Annotated in this window: 21 protein-coding genes and 1 pseudogene; 21 read left to right on the forward strand and 1 reads right to left on the reverse strand. The window is 65.0% G+C overall.

Annotation, left to right across the window (positions count from 1 at the left end):
• The first annotated feature begins 11 nt into the window (after positions 1-11).
• Together GSQ88_RS26070 and GSQ88_RS26075 are read left to right on the forward strand one after the other, a co-directional pair.
• A complete protein-coding gene (locus GSQ88_RS26070) occupies positions 12-362 on the forward strand; it encodes a YciI family protein (protein ID WP_159010635.1) in 351 nt (116 codons plus the stop codon).
• 67 nt (positions 363-429) lie between these two features.
• Positions 430-1,698 (forward strand): RNA polymerase sigma factor, encoded by a 1,269-nt coding sequence (locus tag GSQ88_RS26075; RefSeq protein WP_159010636.1) that lies wholly within the window; start codon positions 430-432, stop codon positions 1,696-1,698.
• A 183-nt stretch (positions 1,699-1,881) separates the two neighbouring features.
• On the opposite strand, the gene GSQ88_RS26080 is transcribed toward GSQ88_RS26075, so the two are convergent.
• A complete protein-coding gene (locus GSQ88_RS26080) occupies positions 1,882-2,661 on the reverse strand; it encodes an N-acetylmuramoyl-L-alanine amidase (RefSeq protein ID WP_159010637.1) in 780 nt (259 codons plus the stop codon).
• Positions 2,662-3,332: 671 nt separating this feature from the next.
• Between GSQ88_RS26080 and rsmH the strand changes: the two genes are divergently transcribed.
• The 19 genes and pseudogenes from rsmH (at position 3,333) to GSQ88_RS26170 (ending at position 26,446) form a co-directional block, all read left to right on the forward strand.
• Positions 3,333-4,328, forward strand: a complete 996-nt coding sequence (rsmH, locus tag GSQ88_RS26085; protein ID WP_159010638.1) for a 16S rRNA (cytosine(1402)-N(4))-methyltransferase RsmH — start codon at positions 3,333-3,335, stop codon at positions 4,326-4,328.
• Between the two features lie 2 nt (positions 4,329-4,330).
• Positions 4,331-4,837, forward strand: coding sequence for a cell division protein FtsL (gene ftsL, locus GSQ88_RS26090; protein ID WP_159010639.1), 507 nt, complete (start codon positions 4,331-4,333; stop codon positions 4,835-4,837).
• Positions 4,834-6,600, forward strand: coding sequence for a peptidoglycan D,D-transpeptidase FtsI family protein (locus GSQ88_RS26095; RefSeq protein ID WP_159010640.1), 1,767 nt, complete (start codon positions 4,834-4,836; stop codon positions 6,598-6,600). Before ftsL ends, GSQ88_RS26095 begins: the two co-directional genes overlap by 4 nt.
• A gap of 58 nt (positions 6,601-6,658) precedes the next feature.
• Positions 6,659-8,119 (forward strand): UDP-N-acetylmuramoyl-L-alanyl-D-glutamate--2,6-diaminopimelate ligase, encoded by a 1,461-nt coding sequence (locus GSQ88_RS26100; RefSeq protein WP_159010641.1) that lies wholly within the window; start codon positions 6,659-6,661, stop codon positions 8,117-8,119.
• A complete protein-coding gene (locus GSQ88_RS26105; protein ID WP_159010642.1) occupies positions 8,116-9,552 on the forward strand; it encodes a UDP-N-acetylmuramoylalanyl-D-glutamyl-2,6-diaminopimelate--D-alanyl-D-alanine ligase in 1,437 nt (478 codons plus the stop codon). The genes GSQ88_RS26100 and GSQ88_RS26105 overlap by 4 nt, the downstream gene beginning before the upstream one ends.
• Positions 9,553-9,562: 10 nt before the next feature.
• Positions 9,563-10,666: a phospho-N-acetylmuramoyl-pentapeptide-transferase gene (gene mraY, locus GSQ88_RS26110; RefSeq protein WP_159010643.1), complete on the forward strand. Its 1,104-nt coding sequence runs from the start codon at positions 9,563-9,565 to the stop codon at positions 10,664-10,666.
• A gap of 192 nt (positions 10,667-10,858) precedes the next feature.
• Positions 10,859-12,259 carry a UDP-N-acetylmuramoyl-L-alanine--D-glutamate ligase gene (gene murD / locus GSQ88_RS26115; protein WP_159010644.1) on the forward strand — a complete coding sequence of 467 codons (1,401 nt, stop codon included), beginning with the start codon at positions 10,859-10,861 and terminating at the stop codon, positions 12,257-12,259.
• Between the two features lie 3 nt (positions 12,260-12,262).
• Complete coding sequence (locus tag GSQ88_RS26120) at positions 12,263-12,973, forward strand: substrate-binding domain-containing protein (RefSeq protein ID WP_159010645.1); 711 nt, start codon at positions 12,263-12,265, stop codon at positions 12,971-12,973.
• A 241-nt stretch (positions 12,974-13,214) separates the two neighbouring features.
• Positions 13,215-14,375, forward strand: a complete 1,161-nt coding sequence (ftsW, locus tag GSQ88_RS26125) for a putative lipid II flippase FtsW (RefSeq protein ID WP_159010646.1) — start codon at positions 13,215-13,217, stop codon at positions 14,373-14,375.
• Positions 14,376-14,509: 134 nt separating this feature from the next.
• Positions 14,510-15,613 (forward strand): undecaprenyldiphospho-muramoylpentapeptide beta-N-acetylglucosaminyltransferase, encoded by a 1,104-nt coding sequence (gene murG / locus GSQ88_RS26130; RefSeq protein ID WP_159010647.1) that lies wholly within the window; start codon positions 14,510-14,512, stop codon positions 15,611-15,613.
• Positions 15,614-15,768: 155 nt separating this feature from the next.
• Positions 15,769-17,172: a UDP-N-acetylmuramate--L-alanine ligase gene (murC, locus tag GSQ88_RS26135; protein WP_159010648.1), complete on the forward strand. Its 1,404-nt coding sequence runs from the start codon at positions 15,769-15,771 to the stop codon at positions 17,170-17,172.
• Positions 17,173-17,365: 193 nt separating this feature from the next.
• Positions 17,366-18,313: a UDP-N-acetylmuramate dehydrogenase gene (gene murB / locus GSQ88_RS26140; RefSeq protein WP_159010967.1), complete on the forward strand. Its 948-nt coding sequence runs from the start codon at positions 17,366-17,368 to the stop codon at positions 18,311-18,313.
• Positions 18,310-19,299, forward strand: coding sequence for a D-alanine--D-alanine ligase family protein (locus tag GSQ88_RS26145; RefSeq protein WP_502706769.1), 990 nt, complete (start codon positions 18,310-18,312; stop codon positions 19,297-19,299). Before murB ends, GSQ88_RS26145 begins: the two co-directional genes overlap by 4 nt.
• Positions 19,300-19,342: 43 nt before the next feature.
• Positions 19,343-19,664, forward strand: a pseudogene (locus GSQ88_RS35805) (D-alanine--D-alanine ligase); the annotation flags it as partial.
• Positions 19,631-20,647, forward strand: a complete 1,017-nt coding sequence (locus tag GSQ88_RS26150) for a cell division protein FtsQ/DivIB (RefSeq protein ID WP_159010649.1) — start codon at positions 19,631-19,633, stop codon at positions 20,645-20,647. The pseudogene GSQ88_RS35805 and the gene GSQ88_RS26150, both read left to right, overlap by 34 nt.
• Positions 20,644-21,966 carry a cell division protein FtsA gene (gene ftsA / locus GSQ88_RS26155; protein WP_159010650.1) on the forward strand — a complete coding sequence of 441 codons (1,323 nt, stop codon included), beginning with the start codon at positions 20,644-20,646 and terminating at the stop codon, positions 21,964-21,966. Before GSQ88_RS26150 ends, ftsA begins: the two co-directional genes overlap by 4 nt.
• A gap of 111 nt (positions 21,967-22,077) precedes the next feature.
• Positions 22,078-23,874, forward strand: a complete 1,797-nt coding sequence (ftsZ, locus tag GSQ88_RS26160; RefSeq protein WP_159010651.1) for a cell division protein FtsZ — start codon at positions 22,078-22,080, stop codon at positions 23,872-23,874.
• A 349-nt stretch (positions 23,875-24,223) separates the two neighbouring features.
• A complete protein-coding gene (gene lpxC, locus GSQ88_RS26165; protein WP_159010652.1) occupies positions 24,224-25,180 on the forward strand; it encodes a UDP-3-O-acyl-N-acetylglucosamine deacetylase in 957 nt (318 codons plus the stop codon).
• A 357-nt stretch (positions 25,181-25,537) separates the two neighbouring features.
• Positions 25,538-26,446, forward strand: coding sequence for an outer membrane protein assembly factor BamD (locus GSQ88_RS26170; RefSeq protein ID WP_159010653.1), 909 nt, complete (start codon positions 25,538-25,540; stop codon positions 26,444-26,446).
• Positions 26,447-26,450: the final 4 nt, after the last annotated feature.

Genomic DNA, 26,450 nt, shown 5'->3' on the forward strand with positions numbered 1-26,450 from the left:
GAGCGCATGTGATGCAGTATTTGCTGATGATCTACCAGAACGAAGCCGAGTTCGGAAAATTGGACGCGGCGGGGCGCAAGAACGTGACCGCGGAATACGGCGCGTTCACGCAAGGCATCATCCAGAGCGGCCATTTCAAGGCCGGCGATGGACTGCAGCCGACCTCGACCGCGACCACGGTGCGGGTTCGCGACGGCAAGACCTTGACCACGGATGGTCCGTTCGCGGAAACCCGCGAGCAGCTCGCCGGATACTATCTGGTCGAGGCCAAGGATCTCGACACGGCGTTGGCGATCGGCGCGCGCATTCCCGGCGCCAGGACGGGTTCGGTCGAGGTCAGGCCGGTGATGGTCTATGATTGATGGTTGAATGTCGTTCCGGGGCGCGCGTTGGCGTGACCCCGGAAGGACGACCATTGAGCTTGGTGCGATGACCCCCACCGAGATCGAACACATCTTTCGCGACGAAGCGGGCCGGGCGCTGGCGACGCTGATCCGGCTGCTCGGCGATTTCGATCGCGCCGAGGAAGCCTTGCAGGATGCGTTTGCCACGGCGCTGGAGCGCTGGCCCGCGATGGCGGCGCCGGCCAATCCGCGGGCGTGGCTGGTCAGTGTCGGGCGCAACAAGGCGATCGACCGGGTGCGCCGGCACATCGCGTTTCGCGGCAAGCAGCAACAACTCGCGCATGAACTCGAACTCAACGCGGCAGTCGACGGTCCTTGCGCCGATGAAGCGCCGGACCCGGCGCTCGATGACGACATGCTGCGGCTGATCTTCATCTGCTGCCATCCGGCGTTTGCCGCTGAGGTTCAGGTCGCGCTGACCTTGCGCACGGTGTGCGGGCTGACCACCGCGCAGGTCGCGCGCGCCTTTCTCGCCTCCGAAGAAGCGATGGCGCAGCGGCTGGTCCGCGCCAAGCAAAAAATAAGACTGGCCGGCATTCCCTATGAGGTGCCGGATCGCGACGCGCTAGCACCGCGGCTGCGCGGGGTGCTCGCGGTGATCTACCTCGTGTTCACCGAGGGCTATGCCGCGACCTCGGGCGAGGATTTGATGCGCCCGGATCTGGCGCGCGAAGCGATCCGGCTCGGCCGCCTGCTCGATGCGCTGATGCCGCGGCGCGGCGAGATCAGGGGATTGTTGGCCTTGATGCTGCTGCACGATGCGCGGCGTGCCGGGCGCGCCACCGCCGGCGGCGATATCGTGCTGCTGGAAGAACAGGACCGCGCGCTGTGGGATCATGCCCAGATCGCCGAAGGCCTGCGGCTGGTCGAAGACGCGCTGTCGATCCCGGGGCGTCCGGAATCCTACGCGGTGCAGGCGGCGATCGCGGCGTTGCATGCGCGGGCGCCGAGCTATCGCGACACCGACTGGCCGCAGATCGCGGGCCTCTATGAAGTGCTGCTGCGCATCAGCCCGTCGCCGGTGGTCGAGCTCAACCATGCCGCCGTGGTTTCGATGGTGGACGGTCCGGCGCGCGCGCTGGCGCTGGTCGATGCGCTGGCCGCGCGCGGCGGGCTCGACGGCTACGAATTGCTGCCCGCGGTCCGCGCCGATCTGCTGCGCCGGCTCGGCCGCCATCAGGATGCGCGCGAAGCCTACCGCGAAGCCACCGCCGCGACGCAACTGGAGCCGCTGCGAAGGCTCTATGCGCGAAGGCTGGCGGAGATGGAAGGTGCGGCAGATTTGAAAACGTAATGCGCAGCGGGCTGTCGTCCCTTCTCCCCTTGTGGGAGAAGGTGGCTCGAATGAGCGCAGCGAGTTCGAGACGGATGAGGGGTCGTGCGTGTGGCAACCCCTCATCCGGCACGGACTTCGTCCGCGCCACCTTCTCCCACAAGGGGAGAAGGGAAGCGCACCGCTCGCGCTAAAATAACGTCTCTACCCCGCCGCGAGCTTGGCGTCGGCGGGCAGGCTGCCGAGCAACGCTTGCAGCGTCACCAGGGTCGAATGATCGGCGACGCCATCGACGCGGGCGGGGCGGAAGTGGCGCTGGAACGCGGTGACCACCTCCATGGTGGCGCCGTCATATTTGCCCGAGACCGGCACGGCGTAGCCGTAGCGGGCGAGCGCCTGCTGCAGGCTCTCGACTTCCTGGCTGATGGTGCCGAGCTTCAGGGTTTCGCCGCGCACGATCGGCGCCGGCTGCACCCAATGGCCGACGCCGGAATTGGCCAGCGAATGCCACGGGAATTTCTCGCCGGGGTCCTTCTTGCGCGCGGGCGCGATATCGGAATGCGCCAGCACGCGGTGGGTCGGCACCTTGCGGCGGAGCATGATGCCGCGGCACAATGCGATCACCGCGGCGATCTGGCGCAGCGGAAAGTCCGGATAGCCCCAGTCATGGCCGCGATTGATGATCTCGACGCCGATCGAGCAGGAATTGAGGTCGTCCTCGCCGGCCCACAACGACACGCCGGCATGCCAGGCGCGCTTGGCTTCCGGCACGCACTGCACGATGCGGCCGTCTTCCAGCACGATGTAATGCGCGGAAACGTCGGTGCCGGCGCTGCAGAGCTGGGCGATCGCGCCTTCCACATCGGGCATGCCGGTGTAGTGCAGCACGATCATGTCGGGCAGCCGGCCCTTGTTGCGGTCGCCGTAATTGGCCGAGGGGATGACGTCGGAAGCGATCGAGGAATCGGGAGTGAATGTCTTCATATTCGCGTTGGCCCTGGGAATCGGGAGGGCACGTTGACGCTTCGAATCAGCTCCGGCAGACGCGAACGAACCAATCGGCATAGGACCACTCAAACCGGGCAAGAGAACGGCAACGGAACGGCAGCGGACAGATTTCACGACTAAGTCGTTTACTATTCCTTTACGATGTCGTCCGCGCAATGCGCCGATGGCCGGCCAATGCGCATTTTGGCCGAGTGTGTGCGGGACGCATCACCGCCTTTCCGGCCGCTGTTTGGCGGATAATACCCCCTAAAAGTCGCTGCAATCCGGCACGCCACCGTCAACGCTTTCTTAACGCTAACTGCCGTTACTAAGTGGTGAAGTGCCGAACCGGCTTTTGGGACGGCCGAGACCTGTCTGACGCCCGAAATCCCAGCTCGAATGCCATGGCAGCCCATCACATTCCATGCGGAAACCAGGGTTTGCGCGGCGGGGCAGGCGGAAGTCGAAACTCGGCCTCGCGACCGCCCTTCGCGCCGGCAGGGTTTCCCGACGGGAGAAGGCTTCTCGATCGGGCAAGACTTCTCGATGCGGGAAGATCACGCAAACGGAGATATTCGAGGCGCAATGGACCGGTTGGCGTCCCATCTCTGGCTCCAGATACCGGCCGCGCGTGCGGCCAAGGGCTGGATTACCGGCTGGATTACGGCATGAGCGCCTCGACCAGTCGACATATCCCGGTTCTCGGCGTCGAGGCGGTGGAACTGCTGTCGCCCCGCGACGGCGGCATCTATGTCGACGCGACCTTCGGCGCCGGCGGCTACAGCCGGATGATTCTGGCGGTTCCCGGCACCCATGTGATCGGCATCGACCGCGATCGCACCGCGATATCGGGCGGCTTCGACCTCGTGGACGGCTCGGCCGGCCGGCTGACCCTGGTCGAGGACCGGTTTTCCAATCTGACTGAGGTGTGTGCGGCCCAAGGCGTCTTGGCGGTCGACGGCGTCGTGATGGATGTCGGGGTGTCCTCGATGCAACTCGACCAGGCCGAGCGCGGCTTCTCGTTCCGTCTCGGCGGCCCGCTCGACATGCGGATGGGGCATGACGGGCCGACCGCGGCCGATGTCGTCGCCAAGGCGTCCGAGGCCGATCTCGCCAACGTCATCTATATCTTCGGCGAAGAGCGTCATTCCCGCGCCGTCGCCCGCGCCATCGTCGCCGCGCGCAAGGAAGCGCCGATCACGACGACACGAGCGCTGGCCGATATCGTCTCCAAGGTGGTGCGCTCGAAGCCGAACGAAATTCATCCGGCGACACGAACGTTTCAGGCGTTGCGGATCTTCGTCAACGAAGAACTCGACGAACTGCATCTGGCGCTGGCCGCGGCCGAGCGCATGCTGAAACCCGGCGGGCGCCTTGCGGTGGTCTCGTTCCATTCGCTCGAAGACCGCATCGTCAAGAACTTCCTGGTCGAGCGCGGCAAAGCCGGTGGCGGATCGCGGCATCTGCCCGAACTGGCGCAGGCCGCGCCGAGCTTTCATGTGTTGACCAAGCGCCCCGTCACGCCCGGCGATGCAGAGGTCGCAGCCAATCCGCGCGCACGCTCGGCAAAACTGCGCGGCGCCGAACGCACCGAAGCACCGGCGCACGCCGCCGCCGCATTGCCGGCCTGGCCGCAGCTTGCCGACGTCCTGAGGGGAGGCTGAGCATGCGGATCCTCCACCTTCTCGTGATCGGCATCCTGGTGTTCGCGGCGGCCTATGTTTACCGGATCAAGATGGAATCCACCGTGCGCACCGAGCGGGTATTGCGGCTGCACGCGGATATTCGCGAGCAACGTGACGCCATCGCAGCGCTGCGCGCCGAATGGACGCGGCTCGATGCGCCGCTGCGGCTGCAGGGCCTGGTCGAACGGCATCTGCCGCTAAAGCCGGTCGTCGCCACGCAGTATGATTCTCTGAAAAACCTGCCCGAGCGGCCGGCGCGTCTGGTGCAGCCCGGCGATCCCGATCCGATCGGCTCGATGATCTCGGCCGTCGAGGCGGTGGCCGCCGGCGCGCCCGCCACCGGTGCGCCGTCGAATAGCGCCGCGGCAAGCAATGCGGCGTCGACGGGGCCTGACACCACCGGTTCGGTGACAACACCTGACCAGACGCCTGCGGCCACATCCGCTTCCACGCCTGACGCGGCATCCGACCCGGAGGATGCGCAATGACCGACCGCGCGCTCGTGCCCGTCAAGCCAAAATCTGCCGAACCAAAATCTACCGAACCTTGGCGGCAGCGGCTGATCCGCAGCCTGCTCTACGGGCGCAACGTCGATCGCGCCGCGAAAGCGCGCGCCCGCGTCGGCTTCGCGATCCTGGCGTTCGCCGCGGTCTACGCCATCATCGGCGGCCGGCTCGTGATGTATGCCACCATCGGCGACAGCCATGGCACCCGCCGCACTGCCTCGCAGGACGCGATCGCGACCGCGCGGCCCGACATCGTCGATCGCAACGGCGAGGTGCTCGCCACCGACGTCAAGGCGCCGAGCCTGTTCGCCGAGCCGCGCCGCATCATCGACAAGGACGAGGCGATCGAACTGTTGACCGCGACCTTGCCGGATCTCGACACCGGCGAAGTCCGCGACCGGGTGTCAGGCAAAAAAGGTTTTGTCTGGCTGAAGCGCGAAATCACCCCGTCGCAGCAGCAGGAGATTCACCGCCTCGGCATTCCCGGCATCGGCTTCCTGCGCGAGAACAAGCGCGTTTATCCCACCGGCTCCGAAGTCGCGCATGTGATCGGCCTGGTCAATATCGACAACCAGGGTATCGCCGGGATGGAGAAGTGGGTCGACAACAACGGCCTTGCCGACCTGCACCGCGCCGGCTTCGCCACCGACCGGCAGCAGCAGCCGGTCGAATTGTCGGTCGATTTGCGCGTCGAGCACGCGCTGCGTGACGAACTGCTCAAGGCCAAGGAAAAGTTCCACGCCAAGGCGGCCTCCGGCCTCGTCTCCAATGTCAGGACCGGCGAGATCGTGGCGATGGTGTCGTTGCCGGATTTCGATCCCAACAACCCGAAAGAAGCGCACGATCCCGATCGCATCAACCGGCTGACCACCGGCGTCTACGAGTTGGGCTCGACCTTCAAGGCCTTCACGTTGGCGATGGCGCTCGATGCCGGCAAGGATCTCAACTCGATGTGGGATGCGCGCGGGCCGCTGCACTACGGCAAGTTCACGATCCACGATGACGAGCCGAAAGGCCGCTTCATCAGCATGAAAGAAGTTTTCACCTTCTCCTCCAATGTCGGCGCGGCGCGCATCGCGCTCGGCCAGGGCGTCGAGGCGCACAAGGCGTTCCTGCGCAAGATGGGACAGATGGACCGGCTGCGCACCGAACTGCCCGAAAGCGCAGCTCCGCTGGTGCCGAAGCACTGGGGCGAGTTGAACACCGTGACCATCGCCTTCGGGCACGGCATCGCTGTGGCGCCGCTACAGGCGGTGATGGGCATCGATGCGCTGGTCAATGGCGGCTTGCTGATTCCGCCGACCTTCCTCAAGCGCAGCGAGCAGGAAGCGAGGGCGATCGCCAAGCAGGTGATCAAGCCCGAGACCTCTGAAAAGATGCGCTTCCTGATGCGCCTCAACGCCGAGGTCGGCACCGCGCGCAAGGCCGATGTCAAAGGCTATTATATCGGCGGCAAAACCGGCACCGCCGAAAAAGTCATCAATGGCCGCTACGCCAAGAAGAAAGTGCTGACCGCCTTCACCGCGATCCTGCCGGCCGATAACCCCAAATACCAGCTCCTGATCATGCTGGACGAGCCGCAGTCGCTGAAGGAGACCTACGGTTTCATCACCTCGGGCTGGAACGCGGTGCCGACCGGTGGCGCCGTGATCGCCCGCATTGCGCCGCTTTTGGGCATCGAGCCGCGGTTCGATTTGCCGCCGTCTGACCGCCTTATTCTTGCGGCATCCAAAACAACCCAGTAAGCCGTGCGTATATTGTTTTAGCCTTGCAGCCGCCCGCGCGCCGCGGCAACGGACGATCATGAAACTTCGCGAACTCATCAGCGACGACGTGACGATCGAGCCGCAGGCGGGTGCAATTGAAATCAGCGGCCTCGCGTTCGACAGCCGCGTGGTCAAGCCGGGCGATCTGTTCTTCGCGCTCTCAGGCTCGAAGACCGACGGCGCGCGCTTCATCGATGCTGCGATCGCACAAGGCGCGGTCGCGATCGCGGGCGATCAGGCGCCGTCGAATTCTGGCGCCGTGCCGTTCGTCCCCACCTCGAATCCGCGCCGCGCGCTGGCGCTGGCCGCCGCGCGATTTTATCCGCGGCAGCCCGCAACCATCGCGGCCGTCACCGGCACCAGCGGCAAGACGTCGGTCGCAGCCTTCGCGCGACAGATATGGCTCTCGCTCGGTCACGCCGCCGCCAGCATCGGCACCATCGGGCTGGTCTCGCCTGATCGTACCATCTACGGATCGCTGACGACGCCGGATCCGATCGCGCTGCATCGCCAGCTCGACGAGATCGCGCAGGATGGCGTCACGCATCTGGCGTTCGAGGCCTCCTCGCACGGCCTCGATCAGTTCCGGCTCGACGGCGTGCGGATCGCCGCCGGCGGCTTTACCAATCTGTCGCGCGATCACATGGATTATCATCCGGATATCGCGCATTACCTCGCCGCCAAGCTGCGGCTGTTTCGCGATCTGGTCTCAGCCGACGGCGCCGCGGTGATCTCGGCCGATCATGATGTCTCGCAAGCCGTGATCGATGCGGCGGCCGCGCGCAAACTGCGCATCATCACCGTCGGTCGCAACGGCGATGGCGCAGGCGAGGGGATTTGTCTGTTGGCTGCCGAGATCGATGGCCTCGCGCAACAGCTTAACCTCGAACATCGCGGCCGCCAACACGCGTTGCGGCTGCCGCTGGTCGGCGAATTCCAGGTCGAGAACGCGCTGGTCGCAGCGGGTCTCGCGATCGGCACCGGCAGCGAACCTGAGGCGGTGTTCGCCGCCCTCGAACATCTCGAGGGCGCCAAAGGCCGGCTCGAGCGGGTCGGCGAGCACAATGGCGCTGCGATCTTTGTCGATTACGCCCACAAGCCTGATGCGTTGGCGAAAGCGCTGCAGGCGCTGCGGCCCTATGCCAAACGCCGCCTGGTGGTGGTGTTCGGCGCCGGCGGCGACCGCGATGCCGGCAAGCGTCCGTTGATGGGCGCGATCGCGGCCGAACATGCCGACAGCGTCATCGTCACCGACGACAATCCGCGCAGCGAAACGCCGCAAGCCATCCGCGCCGCGATCCTGGCCACCGCCACCGGCGCCAGGGAAATCGGCGACCGCGCCGAGGCGATCCGGACCGCGATTGGCGGCCTTCAGCCGGGCGATGCGCTCTTGATTGCCGGCAAGGGCCATGAGACCGGACAGATCGTCGGCGACAAGACGCTGCCTTTCAGCGATCACGATGCGGTGATCGCAGCACTCGCGCCGAGGGTTGCATGAGCATCTCGTTATGGACCTCAGCGGCGATGGCGGAGGCGATGCGCGCCGAGGTTCAGGGCGTGCTGCCGCAGGCGATATCGGGGCTTTCGATCGACAGCCGCACCCTCGCGCCGGGCGAGGCTTATTTCGCGATCAAGGGCGACGTCCATGACGGGCATGATTTCGTCGACGCAGCCTTGAAGGCGGGGGCGGCGCTGGCCGTGGTCGAACGCGCCCAGCGGGACAAATTCGCCGCCGATGCGCCGCTTCTGGTGGTGGACGACGTGTTGGCCGGTCTGGTCGATCTCGCGCACGCCGCGCGCGCGCGTCTGGGCGGCCAAGTGATCGCGGTCACCGGTTCGGTCGGCAAGACCTCGACCAAGGAGGCGCTGCGGCGCGTGCTGGGCGCGCAAGGCGAGACCCACGCCTCGGCCGCATCGTTCAACAATCATTGGGGTGTGCCGCTATCGCTGGCGCGATGTCCGGCCAGCGTGCGGTTTGCGATCTTCGAGATCGGGATGAATCACGCCGGCGAAATCGAACCGCTGGTCAAGATGGTGCGGCCGCACATTGCGATCATCACCACCGTCGAACCGGTGCATCTGGAGTTCTTTGCCGGCATCGAGGCGATCGCCGACGCCAAGGCGGAGATTTTCGCAGGACTCGAGCCCGGCGGCACCGCGATCCTCAACCGCGACAATTCGCAATTTGCCCGGCTGTCGCGGCGCGCCAAGAAGCTCGGCGTCTCGCGCCTCGTCGCGTTCGGCGCGCACAAGAAATCCGACGCGCGGCTGCTCGATGTGTCGCTGCACGCGACCTGTTCCGCGGTGCATGCCGATATTCTCGGGCAGGACGTGACCTATAAGCTCGGCATGCCCGGCCGGCACATGGCGATGAACTCGCTGGCGGTGCTGGCGGCAGCGGCCTTGGCCGGCGCCGATCTCGCGCTCGCCGCGCTGGCGCTGTCGCAGGTCGAGCCGGCGGCGGGCCGCGGCGTCCGGCGCGTGCTGGAAGTTGCCGGCGGCGAGGCCCTCCTGATCGATGAAAGCTATAACGCCAATCCGGCGTCGATGGCGGCGGCGCTGAACGTGCTCGGCCAGGCCCCGGTCGGCCCGCACGGCCGGCGCATCGCGCTGCTCGGCGATATGCTCGAATTGGGCCCGACCAGCGCCGCGCTGCATGGCGGCCTGCTCGAGGCGGTCAGGGCCAACCACATCGATCTGGTGTATTGCTGTGGTCCGTTGATGCGCAATCTGTGGGACGCCCTTTCCACCGGCAAGCGGGGCGGCTATGCCGAGAGCGCGGCGGCCCTCGAGGCACAGGCGGTGGCCGCGATTCGGGCGGGCGACGCGATCATGGTCAAGGGATCGCTCGGCTCGAAGATGAAAACGATCGTGAACGCGCTCGAAAAGCGCTTTCCCGGCAAGACCGCGCTCGATGAAGCCGCGGTATAGGGCGGTTTGAATGTTTTACTGGCTGATCGACCTTTCCAACACCGTTCCCGGCCTGGGCATGTTTCGCTCGGCCCTCAATGTCTTTCGCTACATCACCTTCCGCACCGGCGGGGCGATGGTGACCGGCGCCTTGTTCGTGTTCATGTTCGGTCCCTGGATCATCGATCATTTGCGGGTGCGACAGGGCAAGGGCCAGCCGATCCGCACCGACGGTCCGCAATCGCACCTCGCCAAAAAGGGCACGCCAACCATGGGCGGCCTGATGATCCTGTCGGGACTATTGGTCTCGACGGTGTTGTGGGCCAATCCGCTCAACCCCTATGTCTGGATCGTGCTCGCGGTGACGCTCGGCTTCGGCTTCGTCGGTTTTTACGACGACTACCTGAAGGTGACCAAACAGACCCACAGTGGATTCGCTGGCCGGATTCGCCTGGCGATCGAAGCGGTGATCGCGTTGGCGGCATGCTACGCGCTGGTGCGGCTCGGGCGCGATCCGTTCTCGACCGCTTTGGTGATTCCGTTCTTCAAGGACATCGTGCTGAATCTCGGCTGGTTCTTCGTGCTGTTCGGCGCCTTCATCATGGTCGGCGCCGGCAATGCGGTTAATCTCACGGATGGACTCGACGGCCTTGCCATTGTTCCCGTGATGATCGCGGCCGCGAGCTTCGGCATGATCGCCTATCTCGCCGGCAACGCGGTATTCTCCGACTATCTGCAAATCAACTACGTCGCCGGCACCGGCGAACTCGCGGTTCTCTGCGGCGCGGTGCTGGGCGCGGGGTTGGGCTTCCTGTGGTTCAACGCGCCGCCGGCCTCCATCTTCATGGGCGATACCGGTTCCCTGGCGCTCGGCGGCATGCTCGGCTCGATCGCGGTCGCGGTAAAGCACGAGATCGTGCTGGCGGTGATCGGCGGCTTGTTCGTGCTGGAAGCGGTGTCGGTGATCGTGCAGGTCGCCTCGTTCAAACTGACCGGAAAGCGCGTCTTCCGGATGGCGCCGCTGCATCATCATTTCGAGCAGAAGGGCTGGACCGAGCCGCAGATCGTGATCCGGTTCTGGATCATCTCCGTGATGCTGGCCCTGGCCGGCCTCTCCACGCTGAAGCTGCGGTGAGAGAATGTTGACGCGACGCGCCGATATTTCCTCCCCTCTCCCCTTGTGGGAGAGGGTGGCTCGCATCGTCAGATGCGAGACGGGTGAGGGGTCGCCGCACAACGAGAGGCCGCGACCCCTCACCCGTCTCGCCGCCGCTTCGCGTCGCCGATCCACCCTCTCCCACAAGGGGAGAGGGGAAGGTCGGCGCTCATGATCCCCGTCACCTCATTCGCCGGAAAGACCGTCGCGGTGTTCGGCCTCGGCGGCTCGGGGCTCGCGAGTTGTCACGCCCTGAAGGCCGGCGGCGCCGAGGTGATCGCCGCCGACGACAACGCCGACAACATCGTCAAGGCGGCGCAGGCCGGCTTCATCACCGCCGACCTCCGCGGGGTATCCTGGGCCAACTTCGCCGCGCTGATCCTGACGCCGGGCGCGCCGCTGACGCATCCGGCGCCGCACTGGAGCGTGCTGATGGCGCGCCAGGCCGGCGTCGAGGTGATCGGCGACATCGAGCTGTTCTGCCGCGAGCGCCGCAATCATGCACCCGACGCGCCGTTCGTCGCCATCACCGGCACCAACGGCAAATCCACCACCACCGCATTGATCGCGCATCTGATGAAGGTCGCCGGCTACGATACCCAGATGGGCGGCAATATCGGCACCGCGATCCTGTCGCTGCAGCCGGCGCGGATGGGGCGGGTGCATGTGATCGAGATGTCGTCCTACCAGATTGATCTGGCGCCCTCGCTCGATCCGTCGGTCGGCATTCTCCTCAATATCAGCGAAGACCACATCGATCGTCACGGCACGCTGGAACATTATGCCGCCGTCAAGGAGCGCCTGGTGGCCGGCGTGCAGCCGCAAGGCAGCTCGATCGTCGGCGTCGATGACGGCTGGTGCCGCAACATCGCCGACCGGCTCGATCAGGCCGGCAAGCGCGTGATCCGGGTATCGGTGAAAAATCCGCTGGCCGACGGCGTTTATGTCGAGCGCGAAACCATCCTGCGCGCCGCCGGCGGCGCGCGCAGCGAGATCGCCAAGATCGGCGGCATCGGCTCGCTGCGCGGCCTGCACAACGCGCAGAACGCGGCGTGTGCCGCCGCCTGCGCATTGGCGCTCGGCGTTTCCGCTGACGTTCTGCAAAACGCGTTGCGCAGCTTTCCGGGGCTGGCGCACCGCATGGAGCAGGTCGGCCGCCTCGGCCACGTGCTGTTCGTCAACGACTCCAAGGGCACCAACGCCGACGCCGCGGCGCATGCGCTGTCGTCGTTCGCCGATATCTTCTGGATCGCCGGTGGCAAGCCGAAACTCGGCGGCATCACGGGTCTGGCCGATTATTTCCCGCGCATCCGAAAAGCCTATTTGATCGGCGAAGCCGCGCCGGAATTTTCCGGCACGCTTCGTGACCGCGTGCCGCACGAGATCAGCGAGACATTGGATGTCGCCGTCGCCAACGCCGCCCGCGACGCCGAGGCCTCTGGGCTTGCCGACGCCGTGGTGCTGCTGTCGCCGGCCTGCGCCTCGTTCGACCAGTACCGCAACTTCGAAATCCGCGGCGCGAAGTTTCGCGATCTCGTCACCGCGTTGCCGGGTGTCAAGCCGGTGGTGTGAGGAGTGCTCGTGGCACAAATAAACGTTTTGATATCCGGCGGATTCAATGGCGCGTACGATCAGCTCGTGCCGGAATTCGAGCAGGCGAACGGCATCACGGTCACGACCGGATCGGGTGCCTCGCAGGGAACCGGGCCACAGACGATCGCCGCGCAGCTCGCCCGCGGCGTGCCGGCCGATGTGGTGATCCTGTCCAGGGAGGGCCTCAGCGAACTCATCGTCACGAAGCTGATCGTCGCGGGAACGGACATCGATCTTGCGCGGGTATCGGTCGGCATCGCGGTGCGGGCCGGAACTCCGAAGCCCGACGTGAGCACCGTCGAGGGCTTCAAACAAGTGCTGCTCAAGGCCAAGACCGTAGTGGTGCCGGGAAGCACCAGCGGTATCTGGCTTATGACCGAGCTTTTTCCGAGGCTCGGCGTCGCGGGCAAGATCAACATCGAAGTCACCCCCCGCGGCACCGGCGCGACCGCGATGGTCGCGGCGGGAGACGCGGATATTGGAGTGCTGCCGACCAGTGAAATTGTGTACGCTCCGGGTGTCGACTTCGCAGGCAACATCGCGGCGGAGATTCAGTTTGTTCAGACGTTTTCAGCCGCGATCGTCGCCGGCTCGGGTGAGCTCGAAGGTTCCAAGCGCCTGATCCAGTTTCTGACCTCCGCGCGCGCTTCCGAGGTGATCAGGAAAAGCGGAATGGAACCGCTCGCGGCCTAGCTCAAGGCGCCCAAACGGTTTTACCACTCGTCGTCCCTACTTTGCATGGGGTTGTTTTCGCGATTTTGTGTCTGACCCCTCCAGAGCACCCGGATGTGCCGTGCTGGCGCTGACGGCGAGTCGGTTCAACTCCAGCCCATCATGCTTTAGCCGCACCCCCGCAAAAGATAACCATTCCGTTAACCTCTTGGAAACCATCCTCGGCCACCAATGGACGCAGCTCTGCCTTAAGGGAACACCCATGCTCTCCCGTGAACAACGCACGCCCCTAAGCGAATGGTGGTGGACGGTCGACCGGCTGCAACTGGCCGCGATCATCGCGCTGATGCTGGCGGGCATTATCCTGTCGCTCGCGGCGAGCCCGCCGGTGGCGACGCGAATTGGGCTTGATCCGTTCCACTTCTTCAACCGACACGTGCTGTTCCTGGTGCCTTCCTTGATCGTGATGATCGGGGTGTCGTTCCTTTCGCCGCGATCGATCCGGCGCAGCGCACTGATCATCTTCGCGATCTCGATCGTGCTGATCGTGGTGACGCTGCTGGTCGGCCCCGAAGTGAAGGGCGCGCGACGCTGGATCACCATCGTCGGCGTCAACATCCAGGCCTCCGAGATCGCCAAGCCGTCGTTCGTGGTGCTGGCGGCGTGGCTGTTCGCGGAATCGACCGGGCGGCCGGAAATGCCGGCGACCTCGATTGCGATCGTGCTGCTGCTGATGCTGGTGTCGCTGTTGGTGATGGAACCCGATTTCGGCCAGACCATGCTGATCCTGATGGTGTGGGGGTCGCTGTTCTTCATCGCGGGCATGCGGATGATTTGGGTCGCGGGGCTCGCGGGCGCCGCCAGCGCCGGGCTGTTCGGCGCTTATCTGTTGGTGCCGCACGTCGCCGCGCGCATCAAGCACTTCATGAATCCGGCATCGGGCGACACGTTTCAGGTCGATACCGCGATGGAGGCTTTCTATAATGGCGGCTGGTTCGGGCTCGGGCCGGGCGAAGGCATCGCCAAGCGCAGCCTGCCGGACAGCCACACCGATTTCGTGTTCGCGGTCGGCGCCGAGGAGTTCGGTATCGTGCTCTGCCTGGTGCTGCTGGCGCTGTTCGCCTTCATCGTGATCCGGGCGCTGTCACGCGCCTATGCCAGCGAGGACATGTTCGCCCGCTTCGCCGCCTCCGGCCTTGCGGTGCTGTTCGGGGTGCAGGCCGCGATCAACATGTCGGTCAATCTGCAACTGATCCCGGCCAAGGGCATGACCTTGCCGTTCATCTCCTATGGCGGCTCGTCGATGGTGTCGCTGGCCTATGGCGTCGGCATGATGCTGGCGCTGACCCGCATTCGCCCGCGCACCGAGATGCAATCGATCGGCGACGCCGCCACCGCCAACGCCGCGCATAAGTATGCGTGATTTGACGATGAAGGCTTTGCGTTCGTCATTGCGAGCGACGCGAAGCAATCCATCTTGCCAAGCGAAGAAAGAATGGATTGCTTCGTCGCTTCGCTCCTCGCAATGACGGCCAATTTTCTATAAAGACTGTCTTCATGGACGCAGCACCTCTCATTTTGCTGGCCGCGGGCGGCACCGGCGGTCATCTGTTTCCCGCCGAGGCGCTCGGCGTCGAACTGATGCGGCGCGGCTATCGCGTGCGCCTCGTCACCGATTCCCGAGCGCTGCGCTACACCGGATTGTTCTCCAAGGACACCATCGACGTGGTGCCGAGCGCGACCGTGCGCAGCCGCATGCCGTGGTCGCTGGCCTATACCGGGCTGATGCTCGGCTATGGCGTGGTCGCGGCGCTCAATCTGGTGCGGCGGTTGAAGCCCGCCGCGGTGGTCGGTTTCGGCGGCTATCCGACCGTGCCGCCGCTGATCGCGGCGAAGCTGCGCGGCGTGCCCGGCATCATCCACGACGCCAATGCGGTGCTCGGCCGCGCCAACCGATTTCTATCGAGCCGCGTCAGCGCGATCGCGACCTCGCTGCCGGGCGTGCTGGATCGCGATCCGGCGCTGGCGTCGAAAACAACCACCGTCGGCACGCCGATGCGTCCTGCCATTCTGGCCGCCGCCGCGGTGCAGTTCGCAGCCCCCGAACCGGACGGCGCGCTGCGTTTGCTGGTGGTCGGCGGCAGCCAGGGCGCGCGCGTGATGGCCGATATCGTGCCCGGCGCGATCGAGCGGCTCGATCCGTCGCTGTGGAGCAGGCTGGTGCTGACCCAGCAGGTCCGCGAGGAAGACATGGCGCGGGTGCGCGCGGTCTATGACCGGATCAAACTATCGGCCGAACTGGCGCCATTCTTCAGCGACCTGCCGGCGCGGCTGGCATCGAGCCATCTCGTGGTGACGCGCTCCGGTGCGGGCACCGTGGCCGAGCTTGGCGCGATCGGCCGCCCCTCGATCCTGGTGCCGCTGCCGGGTGCGATCGACCAGGATCAGTTCGCCAATGCCGGCGTGCTGGCGCAGGCCGACGGCGGCATCCGCATCGTGCAGAAGGATTTCACCTCGGAGCGGCTGGCGGCCGAAATCACCACGCTCGCCGCCGCGCCCGCGCGCCTCGCCGCGATGGCGACCAATGCCCGCAAGGTCGGCCGGCTCGACGCGGCCGAGCGGCTGGCCGACCTGGTGGCGAAAGTTGCGGGAATCTCGTGAGCCGCGGTCAAAATTTCCCCTTGTCATGCCCCGCGAAGGCGGGGCATCCAGTATTCGGCGGGGCTGATTTGAACCTGGGCTTCGCGAAATACCGGATCGTCCGCCCCTATGCGCAATCGCGCACAAGGGGGACGATGACGCCGAGAGGGTAATCCATGAGACTGCCGCGCGAGATCGGACCCATCCACTTCGTCGGGATCGGCGGCATCGGCATGAGCGGCATCGCCGAGGTGCTGAGCAATCTCGGCTATACCGTCCAGGGCTCGGACGCCTCCGAAGGCGCCAACGTCAACCGGCTGCGCGAAAAGGGCATCACCGTCACCGTCGGCCACCGGGCGGAGAATGTCGCGGGCGCCGACGTGCTTGTGGTGTCGACCGCGATCAAGCGCGACAATCCCGAATTGATGGCGGCGCGCGCCCAGCGCATCCCGGTGGTGCGGCGCGCCGAGATGCTGGCCGAACTGATGCGGCTGAAAAGCTGCGTCGCGATCGCCGGCACCCACGGCAAGACCACCACGACCTCGATGGTCGCAGCGTTGCTCGATGCCGGCGATCTCGATCCGACCGTGATCAATGGCGGCATCATCAATGCTTACGGCACCAATGCCCGGTTGGGCGCCGGCGACTGGATGGTGGTGGAAGCCGACGAGAGCGACGGCACCTTCCTGAAATTGCCGGCGGACGTCGCGATCGTCACCAATGTCGATCCTGAACATCTCGATCACTTCAAGACCTTCGAGGCGGTGCAGGATGCGTTCCGCAATTTTGTCGAGAACGTGCCGTTCTATGGTTTCGCGGTGATGTGCATCGACCATCCGGTGGTGCAGACCATCGTCGGCAAGATCGAGGACCGCCGCATCATCACCTACGGCGAAAATCCGCAGGCCGATGCGCGGCTGGTAGACCTCGCACCGGGCGGCGGCGGTTCGAATTTCAAGGTCGTGTTCCGCAACCGCAAGACCGATGCCACGCACGAGATCGCGAACATCAAATTGCCGATGCCGGGCCGGCACAACGCGCTCAACGCCACGGCGGCGATCGCGGTGGCGCATGAGCTTGGCCTGTCCGACGACACCATCCGCAAGGCGATCGCGGGGTTTGGTGGCGTCAAGCGACGTTTCACCAAGACCGGCGAATATAACGGCATCACCGTGATCGACGACTACGGCCACCACCCGGTCGAGATCGCGGCCGTGCTCCGGGCCGCGCGCGAATCCACCAACGGCAAGATCATCGCCGTGGTGCAGCCGCATCGCTTCACCCGGTTGCAATCGCTGTTCGAGGAATTTTGCACTTGCTTCAACGATGCCGACGCGGTGGTGGTGGCGGAAGTCTATCCAGCCGGTGAGGCGCCGATCGCCGGCATCGACCGCGATCATTTTGTGCTCGGCCTGCGTGCCCACGGCCATCGCGACGTGATCCCGTTGCCGAATGCCGCCGAGCTGGCGCGGGTCATCAAAGGCCTCGCCGGCAGCGGCGACTTCGTGGTCTGCCTCGGCGCCGGCAACATCACCCAATGGGCCTACGCACTGCCCGGCGAATTGAAGGCGCTGGGGTGATGGTGGCGATGGTGAGCACCGCGATGGCGAGCCGCCTCTTTCTGCTCTCTCCCCCCTTGTGGGGGAGAGCCGGAGAGGGGGGTGGCCGCGAGCACAGCGCGTGTTGCCCGCCCCCCTCCCTAACCCTCCCCCACAAGGGGGGAGGGAACAGAGAGGACAAGCCCGGCCATGACGAACTTGAATGCTGCGGCGCATGACCTTCCCCGACATCACGCCCGATCTTAAAGCCGCGATGCCTGCGTTGCGCGGGCGGTTGCTGGCGAACCAGTCGCTGGCCGAATTGACGTGGTTTCGGGTCGGCGGTCCGGCGCAGGTGCTGTTCACGCCGTCGGATGAAGACGATCTGGCTTATTTCCTCAAAGCGCTACCGAAGCAGATCGCGGTCTATGTGGTCGGCGTCGGCTCCAACCTGATCGTGCGTGATGGCGGCCTGTCGGGCGTGGTGATCAGGCTCAGCCCGCGCGGCTTCGGTGAAACCAGCGCAGACGGCGACGTTGTCAGCGCCGGGTCCGCCGCGCTCGACAAGCGCGTGGCAGAGACGGCGGCATCCGCCAATATCGGTGGGCTCGAGTTCTTCTTCGGCATTCCCGGCTCGATCGGCGGCGCGCTGCGCATGAATGCCGGCGCCAACGGCGCTGAGACCAAGGACGTGCTGATCGAGGCCACAGGCATTGGCCGCGACGGCACGAAACATCACTTCACCAACGAAGATATGAAATTCGTCTATCGCAACAGCGCTGTCGATCCCTCGATCATTTTCACCGCCGCGCGCTTTCGCGGGATCATCGCCGCACCGGACGCGATCCGGGCGCGGATGAACGAGGTGCAGACCCACCGCGAGACCGCGCAGCCGATCCGGGAAAAAACCGGCGGTTCGACCTTCAAGAATCCACCCGGCAGCAGCGCCTGGAAACTGATCGATGCCGCCGGCTGCCGCGGCCTGCGGGTCGGCGGCGCGCAGGTGTCGGAAATGCACTGCAATTTCCTGATCAACACCGGCGATGCCACTGCCTGCGATATCGAAACGCTCGGCGAAACCGTGCGCGCCCGGGTCAGGCAAAATTCCGGAATTGAGCTACACTGGGAAATCAAGCGGCTTGGAATCGAATCAGGAATCGAACCCGGGATGGTGCCATCGTGAAGCGCATTACCATTCTGTTCGGCGGCACCAATAAAGAGCGGCTGGTTTCGGTGGCGAGCGCGCAGGCGCTGCATCGGGCGTTGCCGGACGCCGAGCTCTGGTTCTGGGACGTCGCGGACACCGTCCACGAGGTCACCTCACCGACGCTGCTCGGTCATTCGCGGCCCTTCGAGGATGACTTCAAACCCGGCAGTCGCGGTATTGCGCTTGAAGCCGCACTCGACAAGGCCAAAGCCGAAGACCGCGTGCTGGTGCTCGGCCTGCATGGCGGCCGCGCGGAGAACGGCGAATTGCAGGCGATGTGCGAGATGCGCGGGATTCCGTTCACGGGTTCCGGCTCGGCGTCGTCGCATCTGGCCTTCGACAAGGTCGCGGCCAAGCGCTTTGCCGCCATCGCCGGCGTCAAGGCGCCGGCCGGCATTGCGCTGGAGCACATCGATGCGGCGTTGGCCGAACACGGCCGGCTGATTGCAAAACCGGCGCGCGATGGCTCGAGCTACGGGCTGATTTTCGTCAATGTCAGGCAGGACCTGGTCGCCGTGCGCAACGCGGCCAGGACCGAGGACTATCTGATCGAGCCGTTTATTGCGGGCGTCGAAGCCACCTGCGGCGTGCTGGAGCAGTCGGACGGTGCGGTATTTTCATTGCCGCCGATCGAGATCGTGCCGGGCGAAGGTGCGTTCGACTACACCGCGAAATATCTGCTCAAATCGACGCAAGAGATCTGCCCCGGGCGCTTTTCGCCGGAAATCACCGCGGAGATCATGGCGCAGGCTGCCAAGGCCCATCGCGCGCTGTCGTGCTCGGGCTATTCCCGCACCGATTTCATCGTCTCGGCGAAGGGGCCGGTCTATCTCGAAACCAACACCCTGCCGGGGCTGACCGCGGCCTCGCTCTATCCCAAGGCGCTCAAGGAGCAGGGCATCGGCTTCGCCGATTTCCTGCGGGACCAGATCACACTGGCGATCCGGCGCACGTCCAGCTAGCGCGCGCCGGGCGAGTTCCACGGGAACCCGGCGCCCTTAATCGATAAAATTTCGCGGAACTGAGGCAAACTATTCACACGGCGGCGCAAAACGCATTCGGTGCCCCGCGATTTTACCTTTTGTTTACCAGTAAGTCCGAAGGTTAACGCTGGCGGAGCATGTGGCGCTTGGCTGCCGGGGCGTGAGCTGTTGCGGATTTCCGCTTCGACGACCGCATCGAGGGGAATGGGGGCCTGTCTTGAGGTCGACACCCAACCCGGCACGACCAGGACGTCATTTGCGCCGGAACTCGCAAAGCTTTTGCGGGCACAACATTTGACGAGCTCGTGCAATGGATGGTGCAGGACGCCTCGCCCGATCGATGAGATCGCTGGGGCCCCAAGCTGATCTGAAAGCCGCCGCCATTGGCGCGGGCGTGCTGCTGCGCGAGTGGCTGGAGCTGCGGCTGGCGCAGGCCGAAGCCGCATCCGCCAAGCGCAAGGCGGCCAAACTGCGTCCCCAGCGCGAACCCAATCCGAACCGGCTGATCGCGCTGGTCGAGCGCTATCTGCCAAACCGCGCCGGCGTCGCCGCCACCGTCCTGATCCTGCTCGGCAGCGCGGGCTTCGGCATCGTCAAGGGCGGACATGTCGAGGAACTGACCCAGGCGCTGAGCGATACCCGCAACGCGCTGGCCAATTCCGCCGGATTTCGTATCACCACCGTCGGCATCAACGGCCGCAAGCAGCTGAGCCAGGACGAGGTGCTTGCGATCGGCGGGGTCAATGGCCGCTCGTCGCTGCTGTTTCTCGATGCCGAAGCGGTCCGCGACAAGCTCAAGGCCAATCCCTGGATCGGCGAGGCCACGGTACTGAAGCTTTATCCCGGGCGGCTGCAGATCGACATTGTCGAGCGCTCGGCGTTCGCGCTGTGGCAGCAGGACGGCCATTTGTCGGTGATCGCCGATGACGGCGCGGTGCTCGAACCATACGTGACGCGGCGCTTCACCTCGCTGCCGCTGGTGGTCGGCAAGGGCGCCGAGACCCGAGCCCGGGATTTCCTGGCCCTGCTCGACCGCTATCCGCAAGTGCGCGCGGTGACCAAGGCTGTGATCTTCGTCGGCGAGCGGCGCTGGAACCTGCGGCTCAAGGACGGCCTCGACGTCCGGTTGCCGGAAAACGACGTCGGCAACGCGCTGGCGTCCCTGAGCAAGATCGACAAGGAAGACAAATTGTTCTCGCGCGACATCATAGCCGTCGACATGCGCCTGTCCGACCGGCTGATCGTGCAATTGTCCGACGACGCGGCCAAAGCCCGCGAGGATCTGGTCAAGGACAAGAAGCCCAAGAAGAAGGCCGGTGACGCATGACCGGCCTTGACCGCAATCAGACGCCGAAGACGCGCCCGATGCCGCAGAAGCGCACCGCGCTGGTGGCCTCGCTCGACATCGGCACCAGCAAGATCGCCTGCATGATCGCGCGGCTCAAGCCGTGCCCGCCGAGCGAGGCCTTGCGCGGCCGCAGCCATGCGGTCGAGCTGATCGGCTACAGCCAGATCCAGTCGCGCGGCGTCAAGGCCGGCGCGGTGGTCGATCTGACCGAATGCGAACAGGCGGTGCGTCACGCGGTGGCGCTGGCCGAGCGGATGGCGAAAGTTCGCGTTGAATCGGTGCTGCTGTCGATCTCGGCGGGCCGGCTGCAAGGCCAGTTGGTCGAAGCCGCGGCCGACATCAAGGGCGGCGCGGTCACGGCGGCCGATGTCAGCCGCATCACCTCCGCCGGCATGCGCCACGCCACCGGCGAGGGCCGCACCGTGCTGCATGCGCTGCCGGTCGGCTATGCGCTCGACGGCGTCAAAGGCATTCGCGACCCGCGCGGCATGGTGGCGCGGCAGTTCGGCGTCGACATGAATGTCGTCACGGCGGATGCCTCCGCTGCCAAGAACCTGATGCTGGTGGTCGAACGCTGCCACCTCAACGTGGAAGCGATGGCGGCAAGCCCCTATGTGGCCGGTCTGTCGGTCCTGACCGACGACGAGGCCGATATCGGCGCCGCCGTGGTCGAGATGGGGGCGGGCACCACCACACTCGCGATCTATTCCGGCGGTCGGTTCGTGCATGCGTCCGGATTTGCGGTAGGCGGGCAACACATCACCATGGATCTCGCGCGCGGACTCTCTGCATGCATTGCGGATGCCGAGCGAATCAAGACGTTATATGGCACCGTGCTGACCGGTGGATCCGACGCGCGCGAATTGATGTCGGTGCCGGCGGCGGGCGACAACGAGCGCGACGCTCCGCAGATCGTGTCCCGCGCCACGATCGCGAACATCGTTCGGCACCGCGCCGAGGAGATTTTTGAAATGGTCCGGGACCGCCTGGCGGATTCTCCGTTTGCGGCAGAGCCCAAGGCGCGCGTGGTCCTGAGCGGCGGCGCGTCGCAGCTCACCGGCTTTGCCGAACTCGCAACCCAGATCCTCGGCCGTCCGGTTCGGGTCGGCCGCCCGCTCGGCTTTGGCCGGCTGCCCAATGAGGCCAAGAGCGCGTCGTTCGCGGTCCCCTCGGGCCTCCTGGTCTACCCGCAATACGCTCATCTTGAACACGTCGAACCGCGGCATACGCGGCAGCTCAAGACAGGGACTGACGGCTATTTCGGAAAGGTCGGACGATGGCTTCGCGAGGGCTTTTGATGAATCTTTTCCGATCCCCAAGAATTTCCCTCGAAATTTCCTTTGGAATTTCACCAACTCCCGCGGCCGCCGGCCGGGGCGAACCAACGCGCGCGTAATCGAGAGGCAACCATGACAATCAATCTCAACGTCCCTGATATTCGCGAGCTGAAGCCGCGGATTACCGTGTTCGGCGTAGGCGGAGCCGGCGGCAACGCCGTCAACAACATGATCACCGCCGGGCTGCAGGGGGTGGATTTCGTCGTCGCCAACACCGATGCGCAGGCGCTGACGATGTCGAAAGCGCAGCGCATCGTGCAGATGGGCACCCAGGTGACCCAGGGCCTCGGCGCGGGATCGCAACCTGACGTCGGCGCAGCCGCCGCCCAGGAAGTCATCGACGAAATCCGGGATCATCTTTCCGGCGCCAACATGGTGTTCGTCACCGCCGGCATGGGCGGCGGCACCGGCACCGGGGCCGCCCCGGTGATCGCCAAGACCGCGCGCGACATGGGCATCCTCACCGTCGGCGTGGTAACAAAGCCGTTCCACTTCGAAGGCGCGCGCCGCATGCGTACCGCCGAGTCCGGCATCGCCGAACTGCACAAGGTGGTCGATACGCTTCTGATCATCCCGAACCAGAACCTGTTCCGGGTCGCCAACGAAAAGACCACCTTCGCCGACGCCTTCGCGATGGCCGACCAGGTGCTCTATTCGGGCGTCGCCTGCATCACCGACCTGATGGTCAAGGAAGGCCTGATCAACCTCGACTTCGCCGACGTCCGCGCCGTGATGCGCGAAATGGGCAAGGCGATGATGGGCACCGGCGAAGCTTCCGGCGAAAAGCGCGCGCTGACCGCGGCCGAGGCCGCGATCGCCAACCCGCTGATCGACGACAGTTCGATGAAGGGCGCCCGGGGCCTCTTGATCTCGATCACCGGCGGCAAGGACCTGACGCTGTTCGAGGTCGACGAAGCCGCCACCCGCATCCGCGAGGAAGTCGATCAGGACGCAAACATCATCGTCGGCGCCACCTTCGACGAGAATCTCGACGGCGTGATTCGCGTTTCCGTCGTTGCCACCGGCATCGAGCAGGCGCTGATCTCGCGTAACGCCGCGACGCCGGCGGCAGCCGCGACCAACGCGGTGGCTCCGGCCGCGGCGCCGGACTCCCGGCTCGCCGATCTGACGGCGCGGCTGCGCGCCGACAATGCGCGGATGGCCGAACGCGCCCAGAAGCTGGAAGCAACGATGCCGGCCCAAGCGGCGGCCTCGGCGCCCGCAGCGCAGCGTGCGTCGGGCAGTGTCGAACGCGCCGCGCTGGCGGCGATCGCCGCCGCGGTGTCTCCGGAGACCCCGCAGCAAGTTGCGCCGCTGCAGCCCGCGTCCTACGGCGACGTCACGGTTCGTCCGATCGCGCAGAAGCCGTCATTGTTCCCGGATATGGAGGCCGCGAAAGTCGAGATGCGCGAGGTCGCGACCCCCGAGACCTTCATTCCACAGGCCGCCGAACGCGCGCCGGTTCGCGCACCCCGGATGCCGAAGTTCGAAGACCTGCCGATGCCGGCCCAGGCCGAAATCCGGCAGGCGCGCGGTGAGGCTGAAGAAGAGCATCCGCAAAAGGTACGGATGTCGCTGCTGCAGCGTCTCGCCAATGTCGGCCTCGGCCGCCGCGACGAGGAAAGCGAGCCACCGATCGCTGCCCGCGCGTCGGGACCGGCGATGGCTCCGATGCCGCCACTGCCGGAGCGCAAGCCGCAGCGCAGCGTGGCGCAGCAAATGGGGACTCACGATCCGGTATCGGAGTACGCTCGGCGGCCTGCGCCGCAGGGTTTGGATACCCATGGCCGCCCCGCACCTGTTGCACCAACGCCACAGGGTGACGACCATCTTGATATTCCGGCCTTCCTTCGCCGGCAATCGAACTGAAGATTGTTACAGTCTCGATGACACAAAAAAGGCCCCGGTTGGATCAATCGGGGCCTTTTTCTCAACCCGGAAAATGCCCCGACCCGGTTGCCAAGCAACTGATATTAAATGATTAATTATTTACGTTGGCGTGAGATAACCGAGCCCGTGGCGCCCGTTGCCGGGCCCGAATTAGGTTAACTCTGGGCGCGATTACGGCAGAGGTTGGGTAACAATCGGTAAAAAAGCGTGAGTTGGCGCTCTTTGGGGCTGTGACTATGGTCTGCCGTGACTTGGGGATACTGAAAACGAATCGGCTGGGGAATATGGCCGTCTCGTTTTTAAGTAGGTCAGTAGTGGGCGGTTTGGAATGAAATTTAGCCGGCAGACAACGCTTCGGGCGCAAGCCACTGTGACGGGCGTCGGCGTTCATTCGGGTTTACCTGTAAGTCTGACCATTGGGCCTGCATCGATCGATGCAGGTTTTATTTTTGTCCGTACCGGACTGGATGGTTCCGATCGCGAAGTCCGAGCGGTTGCCGAATCCGTCATCGCCACCGAATTTGCGACCGTGCTGGGCGACCGCAATGGCCCGCTGGTCTCGACCGCCGAGCATGTGCTCGCAGCCTTGCGCGGCATGGGCGTCGATAACGCCACGATCGAAGTCGATGGTCCGGAAGTTCCGATCATGGACGGCAGTTCCGCGGCTTTCGTCGCCGCGATCGATCAGGCCGGTATCATCACCCAATCCGCGGCGCGCCGGTTCATCCAGGTGCTGAAGCCGGTTCAAGTCTCGTTGGGCGAGTCCTTCGGCGAACTGCGGCCCCATACCGGCGGTTTCCGCGCCGAAGTCGAAATCGACTTCGCCAACCCCGTGATCGGACGCCAGAGCTATGTGCTCGATCTCAGCCCAGAACGGTTCCGCCGCGAGATTTCGCGGGCCCGGACCTTTGGCTGCATGAATGATGTCGCGCGGCTCTGGAGCGCGGGCTTCGCGCTTGGCGCCTCGTTTGAGAATTCGGTGGTGTTCGACGAAGAGCGGCTGCTCAACGCCGAAGGCCTGCGCTATTCCGATGAATGCGCCCGCCACAAGGTTCTCGACGTGGTCGGCGATCTCGCGCTGGCCGGCCTGCCTCTGCTCGGTGCCTACCGCTCGGTACGTGGCGGCCACAAGCTCAATCATGCGGTGCTGACCGCGTTGCTGGCCGATCGCACCGCCTACCGGGTGCTGGAATCGGATGCCGTACGGCGCCCGCGCTACGCCGAGGCCGGCAGCGGCATGGTAGGCGGCATGATCGCCCCGGCCTACAGCCCCGACGTCTCCTGAGCCCTTTACAGGTGAGCCCTGTACAGGCCGTTCCCCGTTGAGGCCGCTTGCCCGGGGGACCGCTTCCCGAACCTCAAAGCCTCCTGACAATCGCCTCCGGCACGTTTTGTCGCGGCCTGTTCGCGCCGGCCGTTGGCCCCGGTAACCACAGGAAACGACAATATGGCCTTGTCGCCTTAATCCGGGCGAAATGGCTGCGTATCCGGTTGGTTACCGGAGCGTTTTCGGCTAGATAGGTACGCGGTTGCATGGCTAGGCGCCGCGGGCGCGACAATCAATGTGTTCATGAAATGCGCTTATCAAGTGTATTCATGACGCTCGGCGGGCACCGCATCACAGGCGTCAGGTTTTAAATATATGTCGGCACGGCGTATGACGCTCAGGTTACGCACATTATCCGCAGGTCCGGACCTGCATTGGCTGGGTCGGCAATTGCGTTTGACCGCAAGCCTCGCGATTCTCGCGATCCCGCTGAGCGGATGCGGTACCGGCGCGATCTGGGACAAGTTTTTCGCCAAGGACGACACCTTCGTCGAGGAGCCCGCGGACAAGCTCTATAACGAGGGCTTGTTCCTGATGAACCAGAAGAGCGATCCGAAAGCCGCCTCGAAGAAATTCGAGGAAGTCGATCGCCAGCATCCCTATTCGGAATGGGCGCGCAAATCGCTGCTGATGTCGGCCTATGCCTATTACAACGCCGGCGACTACGATAACTGCATTGGCTCGGCGACCCGCTACGTCACCTTGCACCCCGGCAGTCCTGATGCCGCCTATGCGCAGTTCCTGATCGCCTCATCGCAATACGACCAGATTCCGGACACCAGCCGCGATCAGGGCCGTACCGAAAAGGCGATCGGAGCGCTTGAAGAGGTGATCCGCAAATATCCGACCTCGGAATATGCCGTCGCCGCCAAGACCAAGCTCGAAGCGGCCCGCGACCAGCTCGCCGGCAAGGAAATGAGTATCGGTCGCTATAATCTGGAGCAGCGCAACTACACCGGTGCCATCAACCGCTTCAAGACCGTGGTCACACAGTATCAGACCACGCGGCATGTCGAGGAGGCGCTGGCCCGGCTCACCGAAGCCTATATGGCGATCGGGATCGTCGGCGAGGCGCAAACCGCCGCGGCCGTGCTCGGGCACAATTTTCCTGACAGCCGCTGGTACAAGGACGCCTATAATCTTGTAAAGTCCGGTGGTCTCGAGCCGAGCGAGAATCAGGGGTCCTACATTTCCAGGGCCTTCAGGAAGATAGGTCTCGGGTAGGAAT

The organism is Bradyrhizobium sp. S69 (assembly GCF_009766005.1).
In the GTDB taxonomy this organism is placed as follows: Bacteria; Pseudomonadota; Alphaproteobacteria; order Rhizobiales; family Xanthobacteraceae; genus Bradyrhizobium.

Excerpts from the sequence above, each read along its gene's own strand:
- GSQ88_RS26080 (WP_159010637.1), bottom strand. The coding sequence starts at position 2,661 with ATGAAGACATTCACTCCCGATTCCTCGATCGCTTCCGACGTCATCCCC.
- GSQ88_RS26100 (WP_159010641.1), top strand. The coding sequence starts at position 6,659 with ATGAAACTTCGCGAACTCATCAGCGACGACGTGACGATCGAGCCGCAG.
- ftsL (WP_159010639.1), top strand. The coding sequence starts at position 4,331 with ATGCGGATCCTCCACCTTCTCGTGATCGGCATCCTGGTGTTCGCGGCG.
- murD (WP_159010644.1), top strand. The coding sequence starts at position 10,859 with ATGATCCCCGTCACCTCATTCGCCGGAAAGACCGTCGCGGTGTTCGGC.
- GSQ88_RS26150 (WP_159010649.1), top strand. The coding sequence starts at position 19,631 with ATGGATGGTGCAGGACGCCTCGCCCGATCGATGAGATCGCTGGGGCCC.
- ftsA (WP_159010650.1), top strand. The coding sequence starts at position 20,644 with ATGACCGGCCTTGACCGCAATCAGACGCCGAAGACGCGCCCGATGCCG.
- murB (WP_159010967.1), top strand. The coding sequence starts at position 17,366 with ATGACCTTCCCCGACATCACGCCCGATCTTAAAGCCGCGATGCCTGCG.
- GSQ88_RS26095 (WP_159010640.1), top strand. The coding sequence starts at position 4,834 with ATGACCGACCGCGCGCTCGTGCCCGTCAAGCCAAAATCTGCCGAACCA.
- lpxC (WP_159010652.1), top strand. The coding sequence starts at position 24,224 with ATGAAATTTAGCCGGCAGACAACGCTTCGGGCGCAAGCCACTGTGACG.
- murG (WP_159010647.1), top strand. The coding sequence starts at position 14,510 with ATGGACGCAGCACCTCTCATTTTGCTGGCCGCGGGCGGCACCGGCGGT.
- GSQ88_RS26105 (WP_159010642.1), top strand. The coding sequence starts at position 8,116 with ATGAGCATCTCGTTATGGACCTCAGCGGCGATGGCGGAGGCGATGCGC.
- murC (WP_159010648.1), top strand. The coding sequence starts at position 15,769 with ATGAGACTGCCGCGCGAGATCGGACCCATCCACTTCGTCGGGATCGGC.
- mraY (WP_159010643.1), top strand. The coding sequence starts at position 9,563 with ATGTTTTACTGGCTGATCGACCTTTCCAACACCGTTCCCGGCCTGGGC.
- GSQ88_RS26170 (WP_159010653.1), top strand. The coding sequence starts at position 25,538 with ATGTCGGCACGGCGTATGACGCTCAGGTTACGCACATTATCCGCAGGT.
- GSQ88_RS26075 (WP_159010636.1), top strand. The coding sequence starts at position 430 with ATGACCCCCACCGAGATCGAACACATCTTTCGCGACGAAGCGGGCCGG.
- ftsZ (WP_159010651.1), top strand. The coding sequence starts at position 22,078 with ATGACAATCAATCTCAACGTCCCTGATATTCGCGAGCTGAAGCCGCGG.
- ftsW (WP_159010646.1), top strand. The coding sequence starts at position 13,215 with ATGCTCTCCCGTGAACAACGCACGCCCCTAAGCGAATGGTGGTGGACG.
- rsmH (WP_159010638.1), top strand. The coding sequence starts at position 3,333 with ATGAGCGCCTCGACCAGTCGACATATCCCGGTTCTCGGCGTCGAGGCG.
- GSQ88_RS26070 (WP_159010635.1), top strand. The coding sequence starts at position 12 with ATGCAGTATTTGCTGATGATCTACCAGAACGAAGCCGAGTTCGGAAAA.